The organism is Bradyrhizobium sp. USDA 4454 (assembly GCF_054822705.1).
This window is the reverse complement of the sequence record NZ_JBTRCN010000001.1, coordinates 220,272-240,043: the sequence shown is the minus strand read 5'-3', so window position 1 is coordinate 240,043 and position 19,772 is coordinate 220,272. Positions and strand designations below refer to the sequence as shown.

General features: G+C 65.9%; 13 protein-coding genes. 11 read left to right on the top strand and 2 right to left on the bottom strand.

All coding sequences use genetic code 11. From position 1 onward, the window contains the following. Positions 1 to 88: 88 nt before the first annotated feature. Entirely contained in the window at positions 89 to 763 is a 675-nt protein-coding gene (locus ACVIW0_RS01120; RefSeq protein ID WP_461350638.1) for a Crp/Fnr family transcriptional regulator, read from the bottom strand. A gap of 210 nt (positions 764 to 973) precedes the next feature. Between ACVIW0_RS01120 and ACVIW0_RS01115 the strand changes: the two genes are divergently transcribed. The 3 genes from ACVIW0_RS01115 to ACVIW0_RS01105 all read left to right on the top strand — a co-directional run bounded on the left by ACVIW0_RS01115 (position 974) and on the right by ACVIW0_RS01105 (position 6,788). After that, positions 974 to 3,040 carry an AsmA family protein gene (locus ACVIW0_RS01115; RefSeq protein ID WP_461350637.1) on the top strand — a complete coding sequence of 689 codons (2,067 nt, stop codon included), beginning with the start codon at positions 974 to 976 and terminating at the stop codon, positions 3,038 to 3,040. A gap of 135 nt (positions 3,041 to 3,175) precedes the next feature. Then, positions 3,176 to 5,086 (top strand): adenylate/guanylate cyclase domain-containing protein, encoded by a 1,911-nt coding sequence (locus ACVIW0_RS01110; protein ID WP_461350636.1) that lies wholly within the window; start codon positions 3,176 to 3,178, stop codon positions 5,084 to 5,086. An 802-nt stretch (positions 5,087 to 5,888) separates the two neighbouring features. After that, entirely contained in the window at positions 5,889 to 6,788 is a 900-nt protein-coding gene (locus ACVIW0_RS01105; RefSeq protein WP_461350635.1) for an efflux RND transporter periplasmic adaptor subunit, read from the top strand. Positions 6,789 to 7,074: 286 nt separating this feature from the next. Here the strand turns inward: ACVIW0_RS01105 and ACVIW0_RS01100 are convergent, their stop codons facing one another. Next, positions 7,075 to 7,926, bottom strand: coding sequence for a caspase family protein (locus tag ACVIW0_RS01100; RefSeq protein WP_461350634.1), 852 nt, complete (start codon positions 7,924 to 7,926; stop codon positions 7,075 to 7,077). Between the two features lie 360 nt (positions 7,927 to 8,286). Between ACVIW0_RS01100 and ACVIW0_RS01095 the strand changes: the two genes are divergently transcribed. The 8 genes from ACVIW0_RS01095 (at position 8,287) to ACVIW0_RS01060 (ending at position 19,448) form a co-directional block, all read left to right on the top strand. Next, positions 8,287 to 10,017, top strand: coding sequence for a hypothetical protein (locus ACVIW0_RS01095; protein WP_461350633.1), 1,731 nt, complete (start codon positions 8,287 to 8,289; stop codon positions 10,015 to 10,017). Positions 10,018 to 10,295: 278 nt separating this feature from the next. Then, on the top strand, positions 10,296 to 11,021 hold the full coding sequence (locus tag ACVIW0_RS01090) for a thermonuclease family protein (RefSeq protein ID WP_461350632.1): 726 nt from the start codon (positions 10,296 to 10,298) through the stop codon (positions 11,019 to 11,021). A gap of 179 nt (positions 11,022 to 11,200) precedes the next feature. Continuing rightward, a complete protein-coding gene (locus ACVIW0_RS01085) occupies positions 11,201 to 12,034 on the top strand; it encodes an LssY C-terminal domain-containing protein (protein ID WP_461350631.1) in 834 nt (277 codons plus the stop codon). Between the two features lie 132 nt (positions 12,035 to 12,166). Continuing rightward, positions 12,167 to 13,351: a pyridoxal-phosphate-dependent aminotransferase family protein gene (locus ACVIW0_RS01080; protein ID WP_461350630.1), complete on the top strand. Its 1,185-nt coding sequence runs from the start codon at positions 12,167 to 12,169 to the stop codon at positions 13,349 to 13,351. A 248-nt stretch (positions 13,352 to 13,599) separates the two neighbouring features. After that, positions 13,600 to 13,908 (top strand): GIY-YIG nuclease family protein, encoded by a 309-nt coding sequence (locus tag ACVIW0_RS01075; protein WP_461350629.1) that lies wholly within the window; start codon positions 13,600 to 13,602, stop codon positions 13,906 to 13,908. Between the two features lie 287 nt (positions 13,909 to 14,195). Continuing rightward, complete coding sequence (locus ACVIW0_RS01070) at positions 14,196 to 15,248, top strand: ABC transporter ATP-binding protein (RefSeq protein WP_461357211.1); 1,053 nt, start codon at positions 14,196 to 14,198, stop codon at positions 15,246 to 15,248. Positions 15,249 to 15,540: 292 nt separating this feature from the next. After that, positions 15,541 to 17,262: an ABC transporter permease gene (locus tag ACVIW0_RS01065; protein ID WP_461350628.1), complete on the top strand. Its 1,722-nt coding sequence runs from the start codon at positions 15,541 to 15,543 to the stop codon at positions 17,260 to 17,262. A gap of 77 nt (positions 17,263 to 17,339) precedes the next feature. Further along, positions 17,340 to 19,448, top strand: coding sequence for a S9 family peptidase (locus ACVIW0_RS01060; protein WP_461350627.1), 2,109 nt, complete (start codon positions 17,340 to 17,342; stop codon positions 19,446 to 19,448). Positions 19,449 to 19,772 lie beyond the last annotated feature (324 nt).

Below are 19,772 nucleotides of genomic sequence, written 5' to 3'. Positions count from 1 at the left end.
CTCTCGCGCGCATTGCGTGCGTTCCGCCTGGCTGCTCGTTGTCGCGTTCCTTGCGCGAACCAATTGTTCGCTTCGCTCGAAAACTTTTCTAATCGTTGCGTGCGACCGCCGTCAGCTTGGTCATGTTGTGCAGCATGATCCGGCCGCGCTGCAGGTCGACAATGCCGTCCCTGCGCCAGGTCTGCAGCTGCCGGTTGACGCTTTCGCGCGCGGCGCCGACGAAGATGCCGAGCTGCTCCTGCGAGATGTGCACCTCGGAACCGAAATCCTCGGCCAGCGCGCACAGCCGGCGTGCGAGACGGACCGGCAACGGCTGCAGCACGGATTCTTCCATCCGCTCGCTCTGCCAGCGGATGCGCTGGCATAGCAATTCGATCAGCCTGACCGCGACCTTCGGCTCGCGCTCGAGGAACCCCAGGAAATCCTCCCGCCGCAGCACGAACAATTCGGTCGGCTCGCCCGCGGTCGCGTCCGCAGTGCGATCCTGACCGTCGAGCACCGCGACCTCGCCGAACAGGTCGCCGGATCCCATGAAGTTGAGCGTGAGCCGGCTGCCGTCGGAGGCCCCGGTTTCGATCCGCATCTGGCCGCGGCGGACCCCAAACAGGGCGTCGCCGGGATCGCCTTTCTGGAACAGCACCTCGCCGGTCGCGAGCTGCTGGGTGTGGCAAAGGCCCGAAAGCCGCTGCAACTCGTCCGCACCGAGATCGGCGAACATCGGGTTCATTTTCAGAATGACCGCAAATTCGGCCTGTTTGTTCATTGTACTGCCTTCCAAAATCAATCCGAGCAGTCCCCGCTGCCCGGTTAGCAAAATCACCCTCATAAGAGTGTGTTTGAGGTCACATAAGTTCATGCTGGTAACGGATTATTTTTCCCGGCGTTGGAGCGAAGTCCCGTTTGCGGGATAATCTCGTTCTATTGCCGCGTCGTGGCGCGGCGGAACCCTGTCTGCCCGGCCTGGAATATCGACATGAGAGCACTGAGACTTGCCGGGGCTGCCGTTGCGGCCGTGGTCGTGATCCTCGCGCTGGTCGCCGCGGTCGGGATCCCGGCGTCTTTCGTGACATCTGCGATCACCGAGCGGGTCGAGCGGGAGACCGGCTACCAGCTCACCATCAATGGCGGCGCCAAGGTTGCGCTCTGGCCGACGGTCAATCTGACGCTGAACGACCTCGTGTTGCAGGACCCGCGGGGCCGCGAGGCCAGCAACCGGTTCGCGGCCGCCCGTGTCGACGCCGAGATGACGCTGTCGAGCCTGTGGTCGGGCCGTCCTGAGATCACCGACCTCGCGATCGAGAAGCCGGTGGTCAACCTGCCGCTGCAGCGCGAGCGCACCCGCGACCATCATCCGCCGGCGAAGTCGTCTGCGTCCGACAATGGCGGCATCACGATCCGGCACGTCGGCGTCACCGGCGGCACGGTCGTGTTCTCCAATGTGCGCGACCGCGTCGAGAGCCGGATCGAGGCGCTCAACGCCGATGCGACCATCGGCGACGATCGCAAGATCATCGTTACCGGGAACGCCCGCGCGAGCGACAAGCCGCTGAAGTTCGAGCTCCGCGCGACCGCGCCGCAAGCGCCGCTGGAACGCCAGAGCGTGCCGGCCGAGTTCAACATCGATGCGCCCAGCCTGTTGCCCGCGGCGATCAAGGCCCACGCGGAGCTGCGCCTGAACGGCACGGTTGTGATGTTCAACGGCGTATCCGGCACGCTCGGCGATGGCGGCTTCACCGGCTGGGCCTCGGTCGATTTCGCCAGCAACAAGCCGCTGGTGAAGCTCGATCTCGACTTCCAGCGCCTGACGGTGGCGCTGCCGCCGCGCCAGCCCGACGCGGCGCAGCCATTGGGCACCAACAGCTGGAGCAACGCGTCGATCGACCTCGGCGGGCTCAACTATGTCGACGCGCAGGCGCGTATCTCGACGCCGGAGCTCGTGATCGGCGACGGCCGTTTCACCCAGGCGGCGATCGATGCGTCGGTCGACAGCGGCGTGCTGAAGGGCAGGCTCAGCAATCTCGGCGCCTATGAGGGCACCGCCAATGGCGATGTCGCGATCGACGCGCGGACTGCGACCCCAACCTACGCGCTGCGGCTCGATCTCGCCGGCGTGCGCGCGCTGCCGGTGCTGAAGAGCCTCGCCGAATTCGACAGGCTCGACGGCAAGATGCAGGCGAAGCTCGCGCTGACCTCGCAGGGCACGAGCGAGCGCGCCATCATCGGCAATCTCGGCGGCACCGCCTTCGTCGTGTTCCAGGACGGCAAGATCCTCGGCCTCAACGTCGCGCAGATGATCCGCAACCTCACCACCAGCCCGCTGTCGGGCTGGCAGCAGGGTGAGGAATTGTCGACCGATCTCAGCCAGCTCTCGGCCTCGTTCAAGATCGACAAGGGCCAGGCCGTCACCACCGATCTCAATCTGATCGGCCCGCTGGTGAAGATGACCGGGGTCGGCACCATCGACCTCAACACCCGCCAGATCGGATTCCGCGTCGAGCCACAGCTCGTGATGACCACCGAGGGCCAGGGCCGCGCCGGCAATCCGGTCGGCCTCGGCATCCCTGTGATGCTCGAGGGCCCGTGGGTCTCGCCGCGGATCTATCCGGAGATGCAGGGCATCCTCGACAACCCCGAGGCCGCCTATGCCAAGCTCAAGGAGATGGGCAAGGGCCTGTTCGGCGCCAACGGCCAGGGTCTGAGCCAACAGGGCCTGAGCCAGGGGCTCAACGGGCTCACCAACCTGCTCAACGGCGCGCAGGGCGGCGGTGGCACCGGCACCGGCCAGCCACCAGGCGGCGGCCAGAGCAACCCGCTCGGCGGACAGCTCGGCGACGCCATCGGGAACCTGCTGCAGCAGGGCCTCTCCACCCTCAACCAGGGCAACGCCTCGCGTCCGAGCCGCAGCCTGGCCAGGCCCGAGGCGGAGGCGCCGCCGGCCGCCGATCAGGCCCCGCCGCCGTCCCCGCCGCCCGGCGACACCGCCGAGCAGCACGACAATCCGGCGATGAAGGACGTGCTGCGTCAGCTGTTCAACCGCTGATAGTCCCGGATATCCCCCGCCATCATCCGCGGCTAACCATGCGGCCCAAGGCCCCGCTCCGGCGTTCCGATCCGTGCTAAACAGCGCCGAAGGCGGTGGCGCACCCGACGGATCGGAGGGGACGGGCGAGGCGGGATGAACGGGGCTGCGGACAACGGCAAGAACTGGTTCCTGCGCGGCGGCCTGTTCGCCAAATACGTCCTCGCGCTGGTCGGCCTCGTCGTGTTCGTGCTCGCGGTCAACGGCGCGCTCGAGACCTGGATCAGCTATCGCGGCATCAAGAGCGCGCTGACTGATGCGATGAGCGAGAAGGCGGACGCCGCCGCCAAGCGCATCGAGCAGGCGATCTCCGACCTCGAGCGCCAGATTTCCTGGGTGACCCGCGCCTCCTCCAACACCATCGAGCTGCGCCGCGCCGACTATGCCCAGCTGCTCGGCCAGGTGCCGGCGGTGAGCCAGCTCACCTTGATCAGCAGCCAGGGCCGGGAGCTGCTGCGGCTGTCGCGCCAGACCGTCACGGTGAACTCCAACACCGATCTCTCCCGCGACCTCCGCTTCATCGAGACGGTCAGCCGCGGCACCGCCTATGCGCCGGCGTATTTCCGCGACGGGCGGCCCTTCATGTCGATCGGCGAGCAGCATTCCGGCTTCAATGCCGGCGTCACCGTGGCCGAGATCGACCTGCGCTTCCTCAATGACTATTTCGGCGACTCCCAGGTAGGCCGTCTCGCCTACGCCTATGTCGTCGACGCCAAGGGCCGCGTGCTCGCGAGCTCGTCGAAGGGCCCGGAGGTCGGCAAGGACCTCGCCGCGCTGCCGCAGGTCGCAGCCGTGCTGTCGCGCAATGGCAGGCCGATCGCCTCCGGCAAGGATGTCGACGGCAACGCGGTGCTGACGACCGCGACCGCAGCGCCCGACCTCGGCTGGCACGTGTTCTACGAGCAGCCGACCGCGCAGGCGCTCTCTCCGATCCGCGACCAGCTGGTGCGCATCGCGCTGCTGATCGCGCTCGGCCTCGTGGTCGCAATCATCGCCGGCACGATTTTGGCGCGGCGCATGCTGGTGCCGATCACGGCGCTCCGCACCGGCGCGCGGCGGCTGGGGGCCGGCGATTTCGGTCATCGCATCGAGGTGAACACCGCGGACGAGCTGGAGGAGCTCGCCGGTCAATTCAACAGCATGGCCTCGCAGCTCGCCGAGACCTACTCCAACCTCGAAGGCAAGGTGAAAGAGCGCACCCGCGACCTCGAAGAGGCCAATGCCACCGTGCGCGAGCAGGCCGACAAGCTGCGCGAGCAGACCGAGCAGCTCAAGGACTGGAACAAATCGCTGGAGCAGCGGGTCGAGACCCAGCTCGGCGAGCTCGAGCGCGTCCGCAGGCTCGAGCGCTTCCTGGCGCCGCAGGTGGCGCAGCTGATCGCCTCGTCGGACAATCCCGAGGGCCTGCTCGACAGCCACCGCCGCGAGGTCACCGTCGTGTTCTGCGACCTGCGCGGCTTCACCGCCTTCACCGAGGCGACCGAGCCCGAGGAGGCGATGAACGTGCTGCGCGAATATCACGCAGCGCTCGGCCAATTGATCTTCAAATACGAAGGCACGCTCGACAAATATGCCGGCGACGGCGTGATGATCCTGTTCAACGCGCCGATCCAGCTGGCCGACCACACCGCGCGCGCCGTGAAGATGGCGGTGGAGATGCGCGACACGGTCGGCCCCTTGACCGAGAAGTGGCGCAACCGCGGGCACAGCCTCGGCTTCGGCATCGGCATTGCGCTCGGCTACGCCACGCTCGGCCAGGTCGGCTTCGAGCAGCGGCTGGAATATGCCGCGATCGGCAGCGTCACCAACCTCGCCTCCCGCCTGTGCGGCGAGGCCAAGGCCGGCCAGATCGTGGTCAGCCGCCGCGTCTACGGCATGGTCGAGCCTTACGTCGAAGGCCGCGCCATCGACGACCTCGTGTTGAAGGGATTCAACCACCCGATTTTGGCGGCGGAGATCTTGCGCTGGAAGGGCGAGCCGAGCGCGGAAGCCGCGGCGGCGGAGTAAGCGAAGCTCTTTCCCAACGTCGTCCCGGGCACCCACATAAGTCCCGTCATCCTGAGGAGGCGCGAAGCGCCGTCTCGAAGGATGCACGGCCCCGATGCAGCCGCAGCCGGGCCGTCGACCCTTCGAGACGGCCGCTACGCGGCCTCCTCAGGGTGACGGATTGGAAGCCGTGGTCCTGATTCAACTATCAAACAGCCGAGGAAGGGATACACCCCCGCATCCTCGCGACGCCACCGCGCCCGAGTCATGCGATCAACCACCCTCATCGAAATCGGAGGGCGCAGGGAAGGCCGGGCGCCGATCGCACCCGCGGGTCCCGTGCAACAAAAAGCACGGGAGGAAGGACCACAGGTGTAACCGGAAACATCCGGCCTTCCCTGCGCAATGGTTTACGGCTTATACGTGCTCGCCCCGGTGAGACTTGGCTTGTTTGTCACCGTCTTCGCAACGCGCATTGCGCAATCGGAAAAGACACCTACCGCTAGGGCGTCAGGTCTGCACGACTTCGCCGTCCGCCGACCAGCGCGCGTCGTCGTTCGCGCCGCCAGCGTCCACCGCATCCCGCCGCACGTTCGTGACGATCGCGATACGCCCCTCTTGCCGGGCGGGATGGGGGAAGTTCTACAGCTGAGTTGGGGGAGATGTCAAGGTTTTTTCTGTAAAAGCGAATACCGATCGCACGTGTATATCGCAAGGCATCGCCCCGATTTTCCGTTCGCCGAGGCCGGCCGACGCGGCGCAGTCGGCTGGCTCGGCGCGGCCGCATCTGGTATTCAGGAGGCCCTGATCTTGGGAATGATCGATGACTTTTCGTCTTAGGCAGTTGATGGGTTTCGCTGCGCTCTACCCATCCTGCGCAGCCGCTCTACTGCTTCTGCTCGCGGCTTCTCCCGCGTCTGCCGCTGATGAGCCCGACGCCGTGCCGAAGGGCGCGGCCGTCACCGTGCTGAAGGCGTCGAAATTCTGCTTCGGCAATATCGTCGAGGTGTCCGGCATCGTGCTGCCGCGCGACGAGCAGCAGATCCGGCCGGATCGTTTCGGCTTGAAGGTGGCGGAGGTGAATGCCGATCCCGGCGACACCGTCACCGCGGGCCAGGTGCTGGCGAAGCTGACCGACGGCACCAATACCAGCAACCTCACGGCGCCGGTGGCGGGCACGATCTCGGCGTCATCGGCGATCGTCGGCAGCCCGGCCTCCGGCAAGGACGCGCTGTTCTCGATCATCACTCGAAGCGAATACGACCTGGTCGGCATGGTGCCGACCCGCGACATCGCCAAGCTGAAGGCCGAGCAGACCGCGCAGCTGAAAATCATCGGCGCCGGGAATGTCGATGGCAAGGTGCGGCGGATCGCGCCGACCATCGAGCCGAACAGCCAGCTCGGCCAGGTGTTCGTGGCGATCGGCGGCAACAGGCGGCTGCTGGTGAATTCGAGCGGGCGGGCGCAGATCAAGACCGGGCAGAGCTGCGGCGTCGCGGTGCCGCTGACCGCGATCCTCTATTCCACCGCCGGCACCGTGGTGCAGGTGGTGCGCGGCGGCCGCGTCGAGACGCGGCGGGTCGAGACCGGGTTGATGTCGGCGGGACAGGTCGAGATCCGCGACGGCATTCAGGAAGGCGACATCGTCGTCGCCCGCGCCGGCGCGCTGCTGCGCGAGGGCGATCCGGTGCGGCCGGTGGGGGCGAGCGCGGAGGCGAAATAGCCGGGGTGATCGGGTGCGGTGGAAGCAGCGATAGTTCGCGATGCGTCCAGCAGCGGAGCAAGCGGCACCCCTCTCCCTAACCCTCCCCCGCAAGGGGGGAGGGAACCCATCCGCCGGTGGCTTCCTCACATGAGCGGTGCAAACAACACGCCGTCATGCGGCGTGAGGTGAGCACGCGTGTCAGGCTCCCTCCCCCCTTGCGGGGGAGGGTTGGGGAGAGGGGTTCTCTCCACGCCATGATTGGAAATGAACGCGCCGGCCGAGCCCGCGCACGACAGAGCCCGGCTCAGCCGCCGAGCTTGATATCTTCCAGCAGCGAGGAGGACACGCTCGGCACTTGCTCGCCTTCGCTGGCGCGGGAGATCGCGACGCGGGTCTTGTTGAAGGCGGTCTCGGCGCCGGCCTGGGCGTTGAGGTTTTGGATCAGCTCGGAGACCAGCACGCTGTTGGCGCTCTTGGAGTCATCGGCGACCTTGCCCGGCGTCGCCGAGCTGAGAACGATGGTGTTCTCCGGCGGGCTGATCGGCGCGAGGCCGTGCGAGAAGGCGCGGAAGCGGCGCTCATAGGGATTGCGGCGCGAGGCATCGAGCACCACCAGCTTGGCCTTGGCGCCGCGCTCCTTCATCGCATCGAGCACGGACTCGACGCTGACGCCGGTGCGCTTCACATCGGCTTCCTTCCAGATCGTGGCATCGACCGGGATCATGTAGCTCTCGCGGCCCACCTGCACGCCGTAGCCGCCGAAGAACAGCATCACGACGGTGTCGGGGCGGATCTTGGCCTTCATGCGCTCGACCGCGCGGAACATGTCGTCCTTGGTCGCATCCTCGACCACGTCGACGTCAAAGCCTTCGCGGCGCAGCGCCGACGACAAAGTGCGGGCATCGTTGATCGGCTGGGCCAGCGGCGCGGCGGCGTCCGGGTAATGGCCGTTGCCGATGATCAGCGCGAGGCGGGAGGTGCCGGTCGGAATGCCGCCGGTCAGCTCGCTGGTCGCGGCCTTGTCGCCGTCCCTGGCGACATCGAGGGTGCGCTTGTTGAGCGCGGCATGGGCACCGATCGCCAGCGACACCGTGCCGGCCACCGCCACGCAGACGGCGATGGTGCGACGGGAAATCTGAAGCTGCCTAAGGTTCATAGCGTTCCTAGTCCCAATCCTTGTCCCGAATACGCTCGAACGAAATCGCGCCGGGTCAACGCGTCAGTGGCCGTCAGGTTTAATGGGGTTGAGCCGTGTGTGCCGTCGATTGATCTCAATTTGCGGCGCCGCAACAAACACTCCCTTAACCCGGACGGCCGGCCGGGGCAACCCGGTTTGCTGCATGCTGCCGCCCGGCACAGGGCATTGACGCCGTTAAGATCCCGTTACGTGATCTCGGTCACATTTGTGTTTTGTACCAATTCATGTAGCTTTCCAAAGGCTTGCGAGTTTGGGGGGAGGACCGGGGGAAACACCGTCGGGGCGGCGGCGTTAACCGGTTCCTCGAGAAAGGGATTCATGAGCCTTCACGAGATCGCCGGGGCCGTGTGCCGGTCGCTGACCGCCAAGAAGGACGGCCCGTCGCTGTACGACGTCTGCGACCCCGTCTTGCAGGCCTATCGTGGCGGCGATGCCCATCTCGGAAAGTTCTACCGGACCGCGCTCGGCAATCCGCCGCTGCGCGCGCTGCTCCGCCGCACCGGCCTGCCCGCGCTGAAAGACCCCGACCGCCTTGCCGGCCTGCGCGCCGCATTGACCCAGGCGCGCGATGCCGAGGCGCCGGACTGGGCCGCGATCGGCGCTCCCGTCGCTGAGCTGATGGACGGCATCGGCGTGCGTCACCCCGCCCCGCCGCCCGCCGGCGCGCCGGGCCGCCTGCCGGCGATCGCCGAGATCGACCGCGTGATCCGCAGAACCGGCGCGCATCTACTCGGGTCATTCCGCAGGAACGGCTTCATCCCGACCTATGCCGCCTTCAATTTGATCGGCGATCCCGATCTGGGCGGGCGCGAGATGCTGATGGCGCTGACCGGGCTCAACGCGCGCGGCTACAAGAACTCGACCCTGCTGTTCGGCCTGGCGCGGATCTTCATCGCGCATTCGCCGGCGCGCGCGCTGATCAACCCGCCATGGCGCGGCATCGCCGAGCCGATGTGGGAGCCGGTGCAGATCCGCCACCGCTCGGGCTATTACGACGCGTTCTTCACCGAGGCGCTGCTCGGCTTTGTCGAGACCGGGCTGGCGTCACCGGATGAGGCCGGCGCGGCGCGTCGCGCGATCGCCGACATGGTCGACTTCTGCCTCAAGACCAGCGCCGAGGACGTGCCGTCGCATGACGGCTCCACGGTGAAGGTCATCACCGCGCTGGCGCCGGGGCGGCATCCGCGCTTCTCGCGGTTCTTCGCCCAGATCAAGCAGGACCTCGGTTTCGGCATCTATGTGCCCGACTGCGACACCACGGCGTGCGCGTTCTCGGCCGCCACCCAAGCCGGCTCCGACGATCCGATCCTCAAGCAGCCGCTGCTCGATTTCTACCGCGGCTACCAGGTGCGATCAGGCGCCAACGAGCCTGTTGTCACCGTGCCGCTCAACGACAACATCGATTACGAGGGCGGCGTCGTGACCTGGATCGACAACCTCAAGGGCGAGCGGCCCTATGGCAACGACCTCGATCCGACGCTGAACCTCGACATCCTCGAGGTCTCGTTCCGCAATCTCGCCCGCTGGCAGATCATCGAGACGCCGCAGCGGCTGGAGACGGTGCATCGCATCATCGCTTTCCAGAAGAATCTGGTCGAGAGCGGCGCGTTCAGGAATCCGCGCTCGCATATCTATTATCTGCCGGAGCTCTATTCGGCCTATTTCGGCCGCTGCTATGCCGCCTTCATCGCGCTGCCGCTGGCGGCGCAGCGCATCATCGATCCCGGCAATATCTTCGCGCTGATCCGCGCCCGCGTGCTCGGCTACGTCCAAAGCGAGCTGATCGCCCATGAGATGAACCCGTTCGACGCCGCGCTGGCGTTGATGGCGCTGGCGCATCTTAACGCCGAGGTCTCGAGCTTCACGCCGGCGCTGCACTGCATCGTGCAGGGCCTCGGCGAGGGCGGCCGCAAGGGCCCCTACAGAGCCTATGAATGGAACAAGATGAAGACGCCGACGCGCATCCTGGTCGGCGGGCCCGAAGTGACATCGGCATTCGTGCTGATGGCCCTGGCGCTGGCGAGGAAGCGAATGATGGGCGTTTCGTAGCCCGGATGGAGCCAACGGGTCGCGCGGATGCGCGCCCGATGACAGGCTCCGCGAAATCCGGGGGCTGCTCGTCTCGCGGATGAAGTCTCCCGGATTACGCTTCGCTCCATCCGGGCTACAGGACATCCTCAGATGAACGGCGCGTTCCGGGAGGAATGACGCGAAGTTGACACTGGCGGAAACACGACAGCACTGGCACGGTTGCCCAATTGCCCGCACAATCGCTGGGCACTGAACGCCAAAGCCTCTGAACGACAAGAACCTTTCCGGGAACGCCGATGCTGAAGACGCTGCTCACTGCTGGCCTGCTGCTGTCGCTGCCGACGCTGGCTGTCGCCGCCGACATCACCGGCGTGCCGAAGATCCGCGACGGCGACCAGCTCATGATCGGCAGCGTCAAGATCCGGCTCGGCGGCATCGACGCGCCGTCGACCGACCAGCTCTGCCTCAACACCAAGGGGGAGCGCTGGACCTGCGGCGTCGCCGCGCGCGACGAGCTGATCAAGCATGCCGGCAACAAGAGCTGGAGCTGCCACGCCCGCTCGGTCGATCGCCGCGGCCGCACCGTCGCGCGCTGCGAGGTCGACGGCGAGGACATCCAGAAGTGGATGGTTGCGAACGGCTGGGCGCTGGCCTACACCCGCGTCTCGCATGACTACGAGGCGGACGAGAAAGCGGCGCGCGAGGCCAAGGCCGGGATGTGGCAGGGCGCATTCATCGCGCCGTGGGACTGGCGCGTGCGCAACAAGAAGACCACCGTGCTCGGCGCAGTGAAGCCGCCCGAAGGCGCCAACGCGATCCTGCTCGCCTCCGCCTCCGGGCCGGTAGCGCCCTCGCCCGACTGCACCATCAAGGGCAACGTCAACCGCTCCGGCGAATGCATCTTTCATCAGCCGACCAGCCGCTGGTACGCCAAGATCGAGATGAAGATCTCAAAAGGCACGCGCTGGTTCTGCTCGGTCGAGGAAGCCGAGGCCGCCGGCTGTCGCGAGACGCGGCGTTAGCACTGATCGAATGAGCTTGACGTTCAGCCGCATCGGCGATGCGCTCCCTCTCCCGCTTGCAGGGGAGGGTTGGGGTGGGGGTCTCACCACGTGTCATAATGCGGAGATAGCCCCCACCCGGATTGCATCTCCGACGCAATCCGACCTCCCCCGCAGGCGCCAGAGGTGAGGAGCACGCCGTGACCGATGTTGAGATCGATCCGTCTCCCGCACGCCGGCGCAGCCGCCTCCGGCAAGCGCAGATGCTGCTGCTGTTCGTGCTTGTCACCTATCTGATCGCGGCCTATCTGCTGCTGCCGGCGCTGTGGACGCACTACGAACATCAGAAGGGCCTCGCCCATCTGCCGATGGTGACGCGCACCGCGCAAGGCATTCCCGGCGATCCGATGAATGTCGGATTAATCGGCGACACCAGGGACGTGATCTGCGCCATGCACGAGGCCGGCTGGTTTCCGGCCGATCCGGTGACGCTGAAATCCTCGATCGAGATCGTCGGCAGCGTGCTGCTCGATCGTCCCTACAAGGATGCGCCGGTGAGCAACCTGTTCTATCTCGATCGGCGCGAGGACCTCGCCTTCGAGCGGCCGGTCGGATCGAGCGCCGATCGCCGCAACCATGTCCGGTTCTGGCGCGTGCTCGACCAAGGTCAGGAGAAGCGCCCGGTATGGCTCGGCGCCGCGACGCTCGACCGCAGCGTTGGCGTCAGCCATTACACCGGCGCGGTGACCCATCATATCGCGCCCGATCTGGACGCCGAACGTGCACTGCTCGCCACCGACCTCGAATCCGCCGGCATGGTCACTGCGAAATATCAGGTCACCGGCATCGGTCCGACCTTCAACGGCCGCAATGGCGGCGGCGACCTCTACTACACCGACGGCGAGATCTGGGTGCTGCGGCTGGTCGAGGCCTGCGACAAGAACCATGGCGCCGTCGCGCAAATTCCCAGCCCCGCCGCGACTGAATTCAAGGACCAGATCTGGCGCGCGGTCGTCGAATCGATCGGAAAATAAGGCTGTGTCCCGCGCTTTTGGAAACGCTGGATTGCTCCGCGCCGCTCGCAATCGAAGCCGCAATGGAATATTGTCCCGGCTTGACCTCTCACACGCATGATTTGCGTTGCTTTACCCAAAAGGAACAGGACGATGACCGTTCGCGCGGGCCGGGAATTTCTGGCCATCCCCGGGCCCACCACGATGCCCGATCAGGTGCTGCAGGCGATGCACCGACCGGCGCTCGACATCTATTCCAACGAGATGTTCGAACTGACCGACAGCCTGCTGCGGGACCTCTCGAACCTGTTCGCCACCAAAGGCAAGTCCTACATCTACATCGCCAACGGCCACGGTGCCTGGGAAGCGACGCTCTCCAACGTGCTGTCGCGCGGCGACAAGGTGCTGGTGCTCGAAAGCGGGCGCTTTGCGATCGGCTGGGGCCAGGCCGCGGCCGCGATGGGCGCCGATGTCGAGGTGCTGAAGGGCGACTGGCGCCGCGCGATCCGCCCGGCCGAGGTCGAGGAGCGGCTGCGCCGCGACAAGGAGCACGCGATCAAGGCGATCCTCGCCGTGCAGGTCGACACTGCGTCGGGCGCCTATAACGACATCGAGGCGATCGGCAGGGCGATCAAGGCCGCCGGCCATCCCGCGCTGTTCATGGTCGATACCGTCGCCTCGCTCGGCTGCATGCCGTTCGAGATGGACAAATGGTATGTCGACGTCGCGATGTCTGGCTCGCAGAAGGGCCTGATGACGCCGCCCGGCCTCGGCTTCGTCGCCGCCAGCGATCGCGCTTGGGACGCGCACAAGAAGGCCGATCTGCGCACGCCCTATTGGGACTGGACCGAGCGCGAGGGCGCGGAGCACTACCGCAAATATGCCGGCACCGCGCCGATACATCTGCTGTTCGCGCTGCGCGAGGCGATCAACATGCTGCATGCCGAAGGCCTGGAGAACGCCTTCGAACGGCATCGCCTGCTCGGCGAAGCGGTGCGCCGCGCGGTTGCGGTCTGGGGCGAGGGCCAGGTGCTCGGCTTCAACATCGCCGAGCCCACCGAGCGCTCCAACACGGTGACGACCGTGACCGTGAAGGGCGCCGATCCTGCCGCGATCCAGCGCTATGCCAAGGAGAAATGCGGCGTGGTGCTCGGTACCGGCATCGGCGATCTGCAGGGCCAGGCCTTCCGCATCGCGCATATGGGCCACGTCAACGCACCGATGATCCTCGGCACGCTCGGCGTCATCGAGGTCGCACTGACCGCGCTAAACATCCCGCACGGCAAAGCCGGCGCCGACGCCGCCATCCAGTGGCTCGGCGAGAACGTGACGGCGTAAGCCTGGGGTTGATGACTCGCATCTCAAACCCGTCATCCTGAGGAGGCCGCGTAGCGGCCGTCTCGAAGGATCGATGGGCCACGCTGCCGCCGCGAGCGAATCGGAGCATGCCGGGATATCCGGGCCGTCGATCCTTCGAGACGCGCGCAAGAGCGCGCTCCTCAGGATGACGGAACATCCATCGACGGCTTGTCCATTGACTGCGCCAGCGATTACTTCATGATCGATGTGCGCGTGGGACTGGCGATATGGGCATTTACATTTACATGCTTCGCTGCGCCGACAACTCTTACTATATCGGCAGCGCAACGGGTGATGATCTCTCCCCGCGCATTAATCAGCACAATACGGGTGCCTTCCCCGGTTATACCTACAACCGCCGGCCGGTGGTCCTAGTCTGGTCGGAGTATTTCGATCGCATCACTGATCGCATCGCTGCCGAACGGCAAATCAAGGGCTGGAGCCGGGCGAAGAAGGAAGCGCTGATCAAATCTGATTGGGTCACGATCAGCCAACTGGCTCATCGACGCAGAGTAACTCCTTCCCCGTCATCCTGAGGAGGCCGCGTAGCGGCCGTCTCGAAGGATCGACGGCCACGCTGCCGCCGCGAGCGAATCGGAGCACGCCGGGATATCCGGGCCGCCGATCCTTCGAGACGCGCGCAAGAGCGCGCTCCTCAGGATGACGGACGGGAGAGCGGCCGAGGGAGACGCAACAAAGCTGAGCCGCGACTTATTGAGCAGGCACGTCCACTTTTCGTCGTCATCGATTTCCGCTTTACTGCCGGCAACAGCCGGGCCTGGATCCCTGCGACAATGTGAGATGGAGGGATCGCTTGGCATCGGTGGAATTGCGCGGCCTGGTCAAGCGGTTTGGATCGTTTGTCGCGGTTGATGATGTTTCCCTCAGGATCGATCACGGCCAGCTGGTCTGCCTGCTCGGGCCGTCGGGCTGCGGCAAGACCACGACGCTGCGGCTGATCGCAGGCTTCCTCGAACCATCCGACGGCGAGATCCGGGTCGGCGACCGCGTGGTGTCGTCGAAGGCGCGCACGCTGCCGCCCGAGCAGCGCAACATGTCGATGATCTTCCAGAGCTACGCGCTGTGGCCGCACATGACGGTGGCGGAGAACATCGTCTATGGCCTGCGCCTGCGCAAAATGGACCGCGACAGCATCGCCAGGAAGCTCGCCGCGATCCTGGCGACGACCAAGCTGGAACCACTGGCGCAGCGCTATCCGGGCGAGCTGTCCGGCGGCCAGCAGCAGCGCGTCGCGCTGGCGCGTGCGCTGATCGTCGGCCCGGAGACGCTGCTGCTCGACGAGCCCTTGTCCAACCTCGACGCCAATCTGCGCGAGGAGATGCGGTTCGAGATCCGCCGCCTGCATGACGAGTATCGCTACACCACCGTCTACGTCACCCACGATCAATCCGAGGCGATGACGACCGCCGACCTGATCGCGGTGATGAATGCCGGCAAGATCGATCAGCTCGGCAGCCCCGAAGACATCTATGCACGACCGGAATCCGAATTCGTCGCGCGCTTCATCGGCGCCGCCAATGTGATCAAGAGCACCGCGCGCGATGCGAGCCATGTCGAGTTCGCCGGCACCACCCTCGAGGTGGTCGGCGCAAAGTTAACCGCCGGCCAGAGCGCGCCGGTCGCGATCCGCCAGCATGAGATCCAGCTCTCGGCGCAACCGCCCGCCGCGGCGCAGAATACGCTGAAAGCCGTGGTGACGCGTCAGGTCTATCTCGGCATGAATCGCGACACCATGGTGGAAACGCCTGACGGCACCGCGTTGCGGGTCAGCACGCCGACCGAGACCGCGGTCGAGAAGGGCCGCGAGGTCTGGCTGACATTGCCGCCCGAGCGCTGCCGTGCGCTCAGCCGATAACAACAGAGACGGAGGGACGCGATGCGGAAACCGGTCTCCAGGCGCGCTGTCCTGAAAGCTTCCGGCGGGGGTGGAACGATGACCGAAGAGATCAAGACGCACTATGCGCGGCTGTTTCGGGTGTGAGGGATGCAACGTAACCCTTACCGCCGTCATTCCGGGGCGCGCAAGCGCGAGCCCGGAATCCATCGGGCCACATTGACTGTGGTGCAATGGATTCCGGGCTCATCGCTTCGCGATGCCCCCAGGTGCGCAATTGCGCACCGGGAATGACGGGGAGAGAGTACTCGCAATGACAACGACCGATATCACCTCCCCCGCCCTCAAACCCCGCATCGACTGGACGCGCCCTGTGCTATGGCTGTTCGCGGCAGTGCTCATTCTCCTCATCCTGCTGCCGTTGTCGTGGCTCGCGGTATTCGCCTTCACCGACAAGAACCGGCATCCCACGCTTGCAAACTTCGTTACGCTGTTCAGCAACCCCGATTTCCTCGATCCGCTGCTGACCACCGCGATCATCGCGACCACCTCGGCGCTGATCTGCTGCATCGTGGCCGCGCCGCTGAGCTGGCTGGTGTCGCGCACTGACATGCCGGGCCGGCAGACCATCCGCGCGCTGGTGACGGCTTCGTTCGTGACCCCGCCGTTCCTCGGCGCGGTCGCCTGGGAATTGCTGGCGGCGCCGAATTCGGGACTGCTGAACCAGCTCTACCGGCTGTTCGCAGGCGAGGATGCCGATGCGCTGTTCAACATCTATTCGATGACCGGGATCATCTTCGTGATCTCCTGCTACACGTTTCCGTTCGTGTTCGTGCTGGTGGCCAATGCGCTCGACACCATGCCGGGCGAGCTGGAGGACGCCTCCGCGATTCTCGGCGGCAATGCCTGGACCACCGCGCGGCGGGTGACGATCCCGCTCGCGCTGCCTGCGCTGGTCGCGGGGGCATTGATCGCGTTCCTGCAGGCGATGACGCTGTTCGGCTCGCCCGCGATCCTGGCGCTGCCGGCCGGCTTCCACACCATGACGACCAAGATCTGGAGCCTGTTCCAGTATCCGCCGAAGCTCGAGCTCGCGGCTGCCGCCGCGGTGCCGCTGCTGGTGCTGACCATCCTGCTGCTGCAGGGCCAGAAGGCGTTGCTCGGCCGCCGCTCCTATTCGGTAATCGGCGGCAAATATGGCGCGCCGCGCCGGGTCGAGCTGCGCGGCTGGCGCTGGGCTGCGCTCGGCTTCTGCCTGCTGGTGCTGCTCAATCCCGTCTTCCTGCCCTATCTCGCGCTGCTCAACGCCGCGTTCTCGCCGAACGCCACCACGCTGGTGACGCCGTCGACACTGACCCTGCACAACATCGTCTTCGTGTTCACCGAACTGTCGTCGACCCAGCTTGCGCTGAAGAACACCGTGATCCTGGGCACCGCGACCGCGACGATCGGCACCGTCCTCGCGCTGGTCATCGCCTATGTCACCACGCGCAAGGTGATCGCGGGTCACCGCGTGCTCAGCTTCCTTGCCACTGCGCCGGTTGCGGTGCCCGGCATCGTGCTCGGCGTCGGCCTGTTCCTGAGCTACACGCGGCCGCCATTCGTGCTCTACGGCACGCTGTGGATCCTGCTGCTGGCGTTCCTCACCATCAATCTGCCCTCGGCCTATCAGCAATTGCAGGCGGCGTTCGCGACCATCCATCCCGAGCTCGAGGAGGCGAGCCGCATCCTCGGCGCGACGCGGTTGCAGGCACTGCGCCAGATCACAGCGCCGCTGCTGCGCACCGGCGTGATTGCGACCTGGTGCTTCATCTTCATCGGCGTGATGCGGGAACTGTCGGCCGCGATCGTGCTGTTCACCTCGCAGACCAAGGTGCTGTCGGTGCTGATCTACGATCTCAACGAAGGCGGCGACCTCGCCGCGATCGCGGTGCTCGGCATCGCGATGCTGGTGATCACCTTCGCCGTGGTGCTGGCGGTGAACCGGATCCCGATGTCCGGCGGCAATGCGGACGCGAAGCTGCGGAACGGGTAGCATCGGCCTCTCTGCACCATCTGGCAATCGCCACATTCGTCCCGATATAGTGCGGAACCCCGCACCATGAGGATCGAGTGACCAAATCCGCCATCACGACATCGCCCCCCGTCGCGCCGCGCCGGCCGCATTCGTTCACCACCCACGGCATCACGGTGACGGACGACTATGCCTGGATCAAGGATCCGAAGTGGCAGGAGGTGCTGCGCGATCCCTCGATCCTCGATCCCGATATCCGCAGCTATCTCGAAGCCGAGAACGGCTACACCGACAGCTTGCTTGGCCATACCGACGCGTTGCAGAAGCGGCTCGTCAAGGAGATGCGCGGGCGGATCAAGGAGGATGATTCCAGCGTGCCGTCGCCGGACGGCCCGTTCGCCTATTTCAGAAAATTCCGCGAGGGCGGCCAGCACGAATTGTATTGCCGCACGCCGCGCGGCGGCGGTGAGGCGCATGTCGTGCTCGATGGCGACGCGCTGGCAAAGGACCACAGATATTTCAAGTTCGGCGGCAGCCGGCATTCCAACGACCACCGCCTGCATGCCTGGAGCGCCGACACCAAGGGTTCCGAGTATTTCTCGATCCGGGTGCGCGACTGGGCGACCGGCGGCGATCTCGACGACCTCGTCGAGGAGACCGACGGCGGCGTGGTCTGGGCCGCGGACTCGAACAGCTTCTTCTACGTCAAGCTCGACGACAATCATCGCCCGATGCAGGTGTGGCGCCACAGGCTCGGCACCAAGCAGGCCGACGACACCCTGATCTATGAGGAACAGGATCCCGGCTGGTTTACCCATCTGCACGAGAGCGCCAGCGGCCGATTCTGCGTGATCGCCGGCGGCGACCACGAGACCTCGGAGCAGCGGCTGATCGACCTTTCCAATCCCGACGCGCCGCCGCGCCTGGTCGCAGCGCGCGAGGAAGGCGTGCAATATTCGATCGCCGACCGCGGCGACGAGCTGTTCATCCTGACCAATGCCGACGACGCGATCGACTTCAAGGTCGTTACCGCGCCGCTCGCCGCACCCGAGCGTGCCAACTGGCGCGACCTGATCCCTTATCGTGAAGGTGTTTATGTGCTCGATGTCGAGCTCTATGCCGGCCACATGGTGCGGCTGGAGCGCGCCAACGCGCTGCCGGCGATCATCATCCGCGATCTCAAGACGGGCGAGGAGCACGCGATCGCGTTCGACGAGGCGGCCTATTCGCTCGACACCATGGGCGGCTACGAGTTCGACACCACCAACCTACGCTTTGCCTATTCGTCGATGACGACGCCGTCCGAGGTCTATGACTACGACATGGCGACGCGGACGCGGGTGTTGCGCAAGCGCCAGGAGATTCCCTCCGGCCACAACCCGGCCGACTACGTCACCACGCGCATCATGGCGACCTCGCATGACGGCGCGCAGGTGCCGGTCTCGATCCTGCATCGCAAGGACTTCGTGCGCGACGGCAAGGCCCCGCTGCTGCTCTATGGCTACGGTTCCTACGGCATGGCGATGCCGGCGTCGTTCGCGGCGAACCGGCTGTCGCTGGTCGACCGCGGTTTCGTCTATGCGATCGCCCATATCCGTGGCGGCGCCGACAAGGGCTGGGGCTGGTATCTCGACGGAAAGCGCGAGAAGAAGACCAACACGTTCGACGACTTCGCCGCCGCCGGACGCGCGCTGATCGAGGCGAAATACACCAGCGAAAAGCGCATCGTCGGCCATGGCGGCTCGGCCGGCGGCATGCTGATGGGCGCGGTCGCCAACCGCGCCGGCGAGTTGTTTGCCGGCATCGTTGCCGAGGTGCCATTCGTCGACGTGCTCAACACCATGCTCGACGACACGCTACCGCTGACGCCGCCGGAATGGCCGGAATGGGGCAACCCGATCGAGAGCGAGACGGATTTCCGCACCATCCTGTCCTACTCGCCCTATGACAATGTCGCAGCGAAGGACTATCCGGCGATCCTGGCAATGGGCGGGCTCACCGATCCCCGCGTCACCTATTGGGAGCCGGCGAAATGGATCGCGCGGCTGCGCGCCACGATGCACGGCGGCGGCCCGGTCTTGCTGCGCACCAACATGGGCGCCGGCCACGGCGGAGCCTCCGGCCGCTTCAACCGCCTCGACGAAGTCGCGATCGTCTACGCATTCGCGCTGTGGGCGGTCGGAATGGCTGAGAAGGCGGAGGTGTAGCGAGGTCCCGTAGCCCGGATGAAGCCAACGGGTCGCGCGGATGCGCGCCCGATGACAGGCTCCTCGCAATCCGGGAACGGTCGCGCCGCTTGCGAGAACCCCGGATTACGCTTCGCTTCATCCGGGCTACGGGCCACGCGCTTGGTTAGCTTGGACACGGTCCCTCCCCATCGTCGTCCTGGCGAAAGCCAGGACCCATACCGCGTGATCTATCGAGCGGGGAAGTCGCAGTACCACGCCACGCAACTGCCAGTCTTCGCCAAACTCCGCCCTGTGGTTATGGGTCCCGGCCTTCGCCGGGACGACAGCGGAGGGGTGCGGCGG

Bases quoted from the DNA above. Each gene is read 5' to 3' on its own strand.
- ACVIW0_RS01120 (WP_461350638.1), bottom strand. From the start codon at position 763: ATGAACAAACAGGCCGAATTTGCGGTCATTCTGAAAATGAACCCGATG.
- ACVIW0_RS01115 (WP_461350637.1), top strand. From the start codon at position 974: ATGAGAGCACTGAGACTTGCCGGGGCTGCCGTTGCGGCCGTGGTCGTG.
- ACVIW0_RS01110 (WP_461350636.1), top strand. From the start codon at position 3,176: ATGAACGGGGCTGCGGACAACGGCAAGAACTGGTTCCTGCGCGGCGGC.
- ACVIW0_RS01105 (WP_461350635.1), top strand. From the start codon at position 5,889: ATGACTTTTCGTCTTAGGCAGTTGATGGGTTTCGCTGCGCTCTACCCA.
- ACVIW0_RS01100 (WP_461350634.1), bottom strand. From the start codon at position 7,926: ATGAACCTTAGGCAGCTTCAGATTTCCCGTCGCACCATCGCCGTCTGC.
- ACVIW0_RS01095 (WP_461350633.1), top strand. From the start codon at position 8,287: ATGAGCCTTCACGAGATCGCCGGGGCCGTGTGCCGGTCGCTGACCGCC.
- ACVIW0_RS01090 (WP_461350632.1), top strand. From the start codon at position 10,296: ATGCTGAAGACGCTGCTCACTGCTGGCCTGCTGCTGTCGCTGCCGACG.
- ACVIW0_RS01080 (WP_461350630.1), top strand. From the start codon at position 12,167: ATGACCGTTCGCGCGGGCCGGGAATTTCTGGCCATCCCCGGGCCCACC.
- ACVIW0_RS01075 (WP_461350629.1), top strand. From the start codon at position 13,600: ATGGGCATTTACATTTACATGCTTCGCTGCGCCGACAACTCTTACTAT.
- ACVIW0_RS01065 (WP_461350628.1), top strand. From the start codon at position 15,541: ATGACAACGACCGATATCACCTCCCCCGCCCTCAAACCCCGCATCGAC.